At 70.6% G+C, this 7,833-nt stretch carries 7 protein-coding genes; 3 read left to right on the top strand and 4 right to left on the bottom strand.

Annotated elements, in window-relative coordinates; translation table 11 throughout:
• Both ACIQOV_RS17340 and ACIQOV_RS17345 read left to right on the top strand, forming a co-directional pair.
• Positions 1-954, top strand: a 954-nt coding sequence (locus tag ACIQOV_RS17340) for an ABC transporter ATP-binding protein (RefSeq protein WP_401049354.1), incomplete at its 5' end; no start/stop codon positions are given.
• Between the two features lie 64 nt (positions 955-1,018).
• Positions 1,019-2,704 (top strand): ABC transporter family substrate-binding protein, encoded by a 1,686-nt coding sequence (locus ACIQOV_RS17345; protein WP_401049355.1) that lies wholly within the window; start codon positions 1,019-1,021, stop codon positions 2,702-2,704.
• A gap of 81 nt (positions 2,705-2,785) precedes the next feature.
• Here the strand turns inward: ACIQOV_RS17345 and ACIQOV_RS17350 are convergent, their stop codons facing one another.
• Positions 2,786-3,910, bottom strand: a complete 1,125-nt coding sequence (locus ACIQOV_RS17350; RefSeq protein ID WP_401049357.1) for a hypothetical protein — start codon at positions 3,908-3,910, stop codon at positions 2,786-2,788.
• Between the two features lie 256 nt (positions 3,911-4,166).
• On the opposite strand from ACIQOV_RS17350, the gene ACIQOV_RS17355 reads away from it, so the two are divergent.
• Positions 4,167-5,453: a hypothetical protein gene (locus tag ACIQOV_RS17355; RefSeq protein WP_401049358.1), complete on the top strand. Its 1,287-nt coding sequence runs from the start codon at positions 4,167-4,169 to the stop codon at positions 5,451-5,453.
• Positions 5,454-5,537: 84 nt separating this feature from the next.
• Here ACIQOV_RS17355 and ACIQOV_RS17360 read toward each other — a convergent pair whose 3' ends face one another.
• The 3 genes from ACIQOV_RS17360 to ACIQOV_RS17370 form a co-directional block, all read right to left on the bottom strand.
• Entirely contained in the window at positions 5,538-5,702 is a 165-nt protein-coding gene (locus tag ACIQOV_RS17360; protein WP_401049359.1) for a hypothetical protein, read from the bottom strand.
• Between the two features lie 108 nt (positions 5,703-5,810).
• Positions 5,811-6,965 carry a serine protease gene (locus ACIQOV_RS17365; RefSeq protein ID WP_401049361.1) on the bottom strand — a complete coding sequence of 385 codons (1,155 nt, stop codon included), beginning with the start codon at positions 6,963-6,965 and terminating at the stop codon, positions 5,811-5,813.
• 9 nt (positions 6,966-6,974) lie between these two features.
• Positions 6,975-7,442 (bottom strand): hypothetical protein, encoded by a 468-nt coding sequence (locus tag ACIQOV_RS17370; RefSeq protein WP_401049362.1) that lies wholly within the window; start codon positions 7,440-7,442, stop codon positions 6,975-6,977.
• Positions 7,443-7,833 lie beyond the last annotated feature (391 nt).

Raw genomic sequence — 7,833 nt, forward strand, 5'->3', positions numbered from 1 at the left:
GTCACCAAGGGGGCCCTGCTCAAGCGCCGAGTGGGGACCCTGCACGCGGTCAACCACGTCAGCTTCGAACTGCGCGCGGGCGAAACCCTGGGCCTGGTCGGGGAGTCCGGCAGCGGCAAGACCACCACGCTGCGCGAGGTGCTGCGGCTGCGCGCCCCCGAGAGCGGCCGCATCGAAGTGGCCGGCACCGACGTCGCCACGCTGCGGTCGGCCGCCCAGGTGCGCGAGCTGCGGCGCGAGGTCCAGATCGTCCTCCAGGATCCGACGGACGCCCTGGACCCCCGGCTGACCGTCTTCGACCTGCTGGCCGAACCGCTCCAGGCCGCCGGCGCCGACCGGACGGCCATCCGCTTCCGGGTCACCCGGCTCCTCGACCTGGTGGGTCTGGACCGCGCCATGGGCGACCGCTTCCCCGCCGCCCTGTCCGGCGGCCAGCGCCAGCGCGTCGGCATCGCCCGCGCCCTGGCCCGCGAGCCGAGGCTGCTGGTCCTGGACGAGCCGCTGTCCGCCCTGGACGTCTCCGTACAGGCCGAGATCATCAACCTGCTCGCCCGGCTGAAACGCGAACTGGGCCTGGCCTACCTGGTGGTGGCGCACGACCTGGCCGTGGTGCGCTACTTCTCCGACCGCATCGCGGTGATGTACCTCGGACACGTCGTCGAATCCGGCGCCACCGAGGAGATCTTCGCCCGGCCCCGGCACCCGTACACGAAGGCCCTGCTGTCGGCGATCCCGGTCCCCGACCCGGAACGCCAGCGCCACCGCGAGCGCATCGTCCTCGCGGGCGAGCAGCCCAGCGCCGCCCGGCTGCCGCAGGGCTGCGTGTTCGTCGACCGCTGCCCGCTCCACCGGGAGGCCGACGAGGGCGTACGGACGCGCTGCCGCACCGAACGGCCGGCGACCGTCGGCACCCCGGACGGCTCCGACCACCAGTACGCCTGCCACGCGGTCTGACACCAGCGCCTTCCCTTCTCTTCTCTTCTCTTCCCTTCTCACCGATTCCCACCAAGGACATCCCATGCGTCGCAAGCTCGCCCTGCCCCTCGCGCTCGCCGCGGCCGTCTCGGTCGCCGCCACCGCGTGCTCCTCCTCGTCCTCCTCCGGCGGCGCCCCCGGTCAGGACGCCAAGAACACCGCCCAGGTCGCGTCCTCGGTCACCGACTACAACCCCCAGCCGTACGAGAACATCAAGGACGGCGGCACCTACACCACCGCGGGGACCTTCGACGAGCAGGGCAACCCCTTCAACGTCAACGGCACCCTGAACGCGCTGCGGATCTGGTCCTGGTACAACGCCGACGCCATCACCTACTCGCCCACCGGCGAGGTCCAGTACAACCCGGACTACTACAGCGACGTGAAGGTCACCGTCGAGGGCGGCGACCAGAAGGTCGTCATCACCCTCAACCCCAAGGCCGTGTTCAACGACGGCACCCCGATCGACTGGCGGGCCATCGAGGCCACCTGGAAGGCCAACAACGGCTCGGACAAGGACTACGCGGCCTCCTCCACCGACGGCTACGACCGCATCACCTCCGTCACCCGGGGCGCGGACGACAAGCAGGCGGTCATCGCCTTCAAGGGCGTCAACGCCTCCTGGTCCGCGCTGTTCACCACCTTCCTGCACCCCCAGGCCGCCACCGTCGACAACTTCAACAAGGCGTACGTCAAGACGGCCCACCCCGAATGGGGCACCGGACCGTACACCGTGGGCACCTGGGACGACCACTCCGGCAACATCACCTTCGTACGCAACCCCACCTGGTGGGGCCGGACCGGCAAGCTCGACAAGCGCGTCTACGTCAACCTGGAGAGCGCCGCCTCGATCAACGCCTTCAAGAACGGCGAAATCGACTACGCCCCCGTCGGAACTGCCGAGAACCTCAAGCAGGTGAAGACGGTCAAGGACGCCGGGATCCGCAGCGGCGGCAGTCCCTTCGAGTACGCGCTGTACCTCAACACCAAGTCCCCGCTCCTCGGCGACGTCCAGGTCCGCAAGGCGGTGCAGGAGAGCATCGACCGCACGCAGATAGCGAAGATCCGCTTCCAGGGCCTCGACTACACCGAGCCGCTGCCCGGCTCGGCAGTGCTCTACAGCTTCCAGCAGGGCTACCAGGACAACGTCGCCACCGTGCTGAAGTACGACCCGGAGGAGGCCCGGAAGACCCTGGACGCGGCCGGCTGGCAGCCCGGGGCCGACGGCATCCGCGCCAAGGACGGCAAGCAGCTCGAACTCGGCTACACCCTGCTCGGCGACGGCCCCATCGAGAAGGCCACCGCCGGAGCGTTCACCGCGATGCTCAAGGCCGTCGGCGTGAAGGTGGACGTCAACAAGGTCTCCGAGAACGACTTCTCCAAGGTGCTCAGCGACCGCCGCTTCGACCTGTTCATCTCCGGCAACCGCTCGACGGACCCCTTCGGCGCGCGGTACCTGTGCGACTTCTACTGCTCGGACCGTGACTCCAACATCACCGGCTCCGGCACCCCCGAGCTGGACAAGGAGATCCGCGCCACCGGAGAGATCGCCGACCTCGGCCAGCAGATCGCCGCCGCCAACAAGGTCGAGCAGAAGGCCCTCCAGCAGTACGCCTTCCTGCCGCTCTACAGCGGCCCCTCCACCTACGGCATCCGCAAGGGCCTCGCCAACGTCGGTGCCACCATCTTCTACAGCCCGCTGCCCGAGACCATCGGCTGGCAGAAGTAGCACGCCGGCAGCGGTACGCGGGCCGACTCGCCGGCGCGGCGGTCCGCTCGCCGGGGCGCCTGCGTACGGACGGAGCGGACGTCAGAGGGCTGGTGGCCAGGGACCGGCGAGCAGTCGTGCGGCCTCGGCGACGATCCTCGCGGCGATGGCCTCCTTTGATTCGGCGACGGCGGGGCTCCAATCCTCGTACTGGATGCCCTCGCTGACGATCGGCTGCAGCGTGTCGGGGTGGCCGAGCGGTGACCACACCTCGTGGCCCAGGAGGTCGGCACCGATGGCCGGGTGCATGCCGCCCTTCACGATCAGGGTGAGCCACCAGCGGGCGAGCTCCCAGCGGATCTCGCGTTCCTCCGTGGGGGCGTCCGCCAGCAGATCGAGCTCGTCCATCACCTGGTCGAAGAGCCTGGCCGCCTCCGGCTCCTCGGAACGCCCGAGCCCGGCGAGCAACCGCAGCGAGGGTGTGTCGACATCCAGAACGAGCGCCACCAGGCCGGCCCGGATCAGCTGATCCGCGCTGACGTGGCGTCCCAGGAAGCGTTCGAGAGCCAGCATCCGCAGGTCGGCGAGCGCCTCCCGCGAGGTGCGGGCGCAGGGGTCGTACGGCGTCGTGCAGAGGGCCGGACGCGGGGTGCCGTTGTTCTCCGCGAGGACGTGGGACCAGAAAGGGACAGTGGCGCGGGCGGAGTCCAACTGCCCGGGCAGGCCGGCGAACTCGTGGCGGAGGTAGTCGGTGAGGTCGGCCCCGTAGAGGATGATGTCGGTCTGGTGGACCGACAGGACCGGGTGTCCGACCTGTCCGGGAATCCCCGGCAGGTAGCGGTGGCCGAAGACCGGGACGAGCTGGGGGACATCGGCCAGGAAGGACCGCGCGATCCTCACCGCGGCCTCGGCCTCCTGCGGCCGCTCGCCCCACACCGGGTGCCAGAAGCCGTTGTGACGGACGTCGAAGAGCGTGCCCTCGACCGGCCGGTCGAGGCGCTCCCGCAGCACGGCCGGATCGCCGTCGCGCCAGTCGGGCCAGCCCTCCCCCAGCGGAAGCCCCGCCCCCAGGAAGACCCGGTGGTCGGCAGCGAACCGGAAACCGAACCGTGCCTCCACGGCGTCCAGCTCCCGCTCGCCCATGCCGGCGGAGATGTCGGCACCGTGCAGGCAGTGGAGGGCCCGCGCGGCTGCGGCCGTGAGAGGACGAGGCGGCTGAAGAGTCACCCACTCAGCCTAGTCGGCCCGGGCCCTGGACCCCGCCGCAGGGCAACGGCCGGGCCCCGCACCTCCGAGTCGCGAGGGGCGGCCGGCCGGGCCCGCACCCGGGAAGCCTGCCATCAGGACCTCTCGCCGCCGGCGGCACCGAGCAGGCAATGCTTCGCGCCGCACTGTCACAATTCGGTGACTGGGTGTCATAGGCGTGTTCTAGAGTTCCTGACGAAGAGCCGCAGACGGTGGTGTGGTGCAGAAGGGTGGCCGTGTGGAATCGAGGGGCCTGTCCGTCGCGGACTGCGGACGTCTACCGACCAGTGTCGTCGCCGAGGCCGCAGAGTCGGACTTCGAGGTGCTCGTGCGGACGGCGATCGCCGACGCCACGCGCCCTCCCGTCCGGCGCAGCACCAGAGCATGGCTGCGGTCGCTGGAGATGCACCTGGACTGGGTGGACGCACTGTTGTTCGCCGAGGGTGAGCTCCAGATCGCCGTGGAGCGGCTCTCGTACCAGCGGGACCCTCGGGTCGAGGCGAACGAGAACCGGCTGCGGTGGGTCCGCCGGGCCCTGGCCGAAGCACGCGGTCTGGCCAACGACTACAGGCTGGAGGTTCACCGCTCCCGCGAGGATGTCCGTGACCACCTCGACGCCGTCCACGTCGCCCAGCGGTGGCTGCGCCGGCACTTCACCGAGGAAGGCGACCTGATCAGGGAGGCCCTCTGCGGAAGGGCCGGAATCGCCGCGCACGTTCCCAAACCGCCGGACGCCAGGGACGGCCTGCACGCAATCGAGATGGCCGCCGCGAGTGGAGCGATCGACGCCCCGCTCACCACCGCGGTCTCCATGCTGATCAAGGCGCCGTGGGAGCCCTTCCGCAGCACGGTGGCCCGTGACATCAACCAGCAGGATGCCCGCAACACCCTGCTGCGGCACCCCCTTCTGCTGCGCCGCTGGCACCAGGCCCTGCTGGAACTGCTGGAGGAGTGCACGCCCCGGGCCCACGCCGTCTCCGCACGCGCGTTGGGCGACCTCGAGATCGATCTGTATGTGCTGGGGCACGCCGAGGCCATGCGGACCCTGAACAACCGACGGTTCTTCGTCGCCGTGCTCCAGCGCCTGGCCGAGTACGAGCGCACCGTCCGGAGGCTGTCCAAGGAAGTCGCCCGATGGGACCTCAAGCGCAAGGAGCCGTGGGCCGGCATCGAGCCCGAGGTCCAGGCCGAACTCGCCCGCCGGCACCCGGGCGAGTACGCCTTCGTCCGCCGCTCCCTCGACCCGTACGGTGAGGAGTTCGGTAGCCGCACCCTCGATCCGACCTGGCGGAACAACCATCAGCGCTGGTCCGAGCTTCGGCGCCAGGTGATGGCCGCGCTCGCGGACGGAACGTGGCAGACCACAGTCCTGCCGAAACAACGCGCGGACTCCGACGTCAAGCACGACGTCGACCGCGCGACTCGCAACGCCGAGCTCAGGCGGAAGGTCCAGGCCGGTCTGCTGACCCCCAAACAAGCCAAACGCAAGCGCGAGCAGGACAACCGGCGACGCCGGACCCTTTGAGTGAGCTCCGGACGTCCCTTCCCGGAAACGGGCAGCGATCACCGGGACCCGGGACACCCCCGTTCCCGCGGTCCCGGCCGGCTGTCACGGCCTGGCACTGCGCACCAGCCCGGCGGCCATGGCCACCTCGCCGCACCGTTCACCGGGCAGCAGCACGTACGGCCTCCGACGTCCCTTCGGCCCACCCGGCGTCGCGACGGCCTGCCGCCACCGGACCTGCAGCGCCTCGACATCGGCTTCCAGGACCAAGCAGTTGACCGAGCACAGCGAGAACAGCGAGTTAGTGGCTATTGTGACGCTCCATTCCAGGTCGGTGTTGAGAGGCCGGGATCGCCCCGGCGGGCCCGGCCGCGCGGCTCAGCCGAGACCCTCGGAGTAGGGGCGGACCGATGCGTCGCCTTCCATGACGATGCCGTACACGTCGTCCGTGGTGAGCTTCTGCTGTGTCCGGTCTCCCTCGAAGAACACGACACGGCGGCGGTGCGGCATGCCGCCGAATCGGTCGATGACGTCCTGGGCGATGCCGGGCAGCAGCTCGGCGGGTGCCGAGACGGCGCCGAGGGCGCCGTCGGCGGGCTTGCCGGTGTGCGGGTCGAGGATCAGGCTCCAGGCGCCGTTGGCGGCGAGGATCTGCAGGAGGTACGTGTACGTGCTCCGTCGGGCGCCGTCCTGCGGGGCGGCCGGTGAGGGGCGCCGGTCTCGTTTGCGCACCACAGTGATCAGGTAGTCGCGGAACGCGGGGTGGGAGCCCAGGTGCCGGTAGGTCAAGGTCGTGCCGATCAGGGCGAGATGACCGTGGAAGCGGCTGTCGCGCCGGTCCGGCAGGTACACCCGGTTGTGGGCGTTGCGGCCGAACGAGACGTTGAAGTCGTCGGTTTCCAGGAGGAGTTCCTTCGTGCCGTCGCGCAGCCACGACAACCGGAGGATGCCGTCGGTGAAGCGACGGGCCGGCGCGGCGAGACCCAGACGCTCGGGGGCGAGCGCGACGAGTCGCTCGGCCGGGGCGAGCAGCACGGTGTCGCGGTTCCAGTTGCCCGCGTTGAGGCGCGCCGACACGATGCCGATGACGCTGCCCGTCCCGGTGAGCAGCACGGGTGCGCCGCTCATGCCCGGCTGGGCGTGTCGGCAGCTCACTTTCACCCATTCCCGGCCGTTTTGCGCCGTGGTGCCGACGTAGTGGCCGACGCCGGAGTCGTAGTCGCGGGACACGGTGAATCCGCGGAGGTGGACCGGGTCGCCGGGGGTGGCGCGCGTGTGCGAGGCGAGCGTCATCGGCTTCCAGTCGTCGGCTTCGCGTACCTGGATCAGCGCCACGTCGGTCGCGCTGTCCGAGGGCGGCGAGCAGTCGACGGGGAGCGAGATTCCGGGCGCGGTGATCGGCTCGAAGGTCCATTGCGCGGTCGGGTGCGGCGCGAGGACATGCGCGGCGGTCGCGGCGAGCCCGTCGGCGGTGAGCACGAACGCGGTCCCGACGGGCTCGCCGTCGCGCACCAGCCTTCCGATGGTGTCCACGGTGACGCCTCAGTGCGGGAACAGCCGGTCGGCCAGTTCGAGCAGGGGATCCTTGCCGGATCGGCCTTCGGCCGACAGTTGTTCCGTGTCCGGCCCGCCGCCGGGGGTGCGGGTCGCCTGGACCGCCGCCGCCAGCCTGTGGCCGTTGAGGGCCGCTGTCGCGTTGGCGTCCGCGCGGGCCTCGGCGGCCTCGGTCCGGGCCGTCAGGTCCGCCACCCGCTGCCGCTGCATCGTCGTACCGAACAAGGCGCCGACGGCCGCGAACGCGACCGCCTCCACGGACCCGAGGACGACGAGCAGACGTGACCAGGTGACGTCGCTCGCTTCGGCGTTGAAGGCCAGCCAGGCGAGGAGCCCGAGCCACAGCGCGATGACGGTGACCGCGACGACGAGCGCGGTCCCGGCGAGCGACGCGCCCGCCGCCGCATCCCTCGTTCCCCCGCCCGCCTCGTCACTCGTACTCTCGGTTCCAGGCACAAGCCCCTCCTCGCATGCCGCAGCAGCCGGACCCGCCTCCGCGCGAGGACGTCGGCCGTTCGAGCCCTGGTCGCCCTGTTGTCCCCTGCGCCACCGGGCCCCGGACGCCCTGTTGTTGTCCGGTCGTCACCATGGTGTGCATGTAGCCTGCCTTGCCTGGGCCCTTCGCGGAGCGGGAAGTCGGAAAGTCGGGCCATCCGGTTCGTCGGGACGGAGAAGCGGCCCCAAGCCACTTTCCATGTCTACCGCCGTCCGGACAAGGCCCATGCCCCGGCCTTCCGCCGGCGGGCTTCGGTCGAGGCCTCGTGAAGGTGTCCATGTCCGCACGCCGGAGCTCGCCGTCCACCTCGTGGGTCTCCAGCTTGGCGAGGTTGTGCGAGACGTCGTAGAC

It is taken from the genome of Kitasatospora sp. NPDC091257 (genome assembly GCF_044757675.1).
GTDB classification, from domain to species: Bacteria; Actinomycetota; Actinomycetes; order Streptomycetales; family Streptomycetaceae; genus Kitasatospora; species Kitasatospora lactacystinica.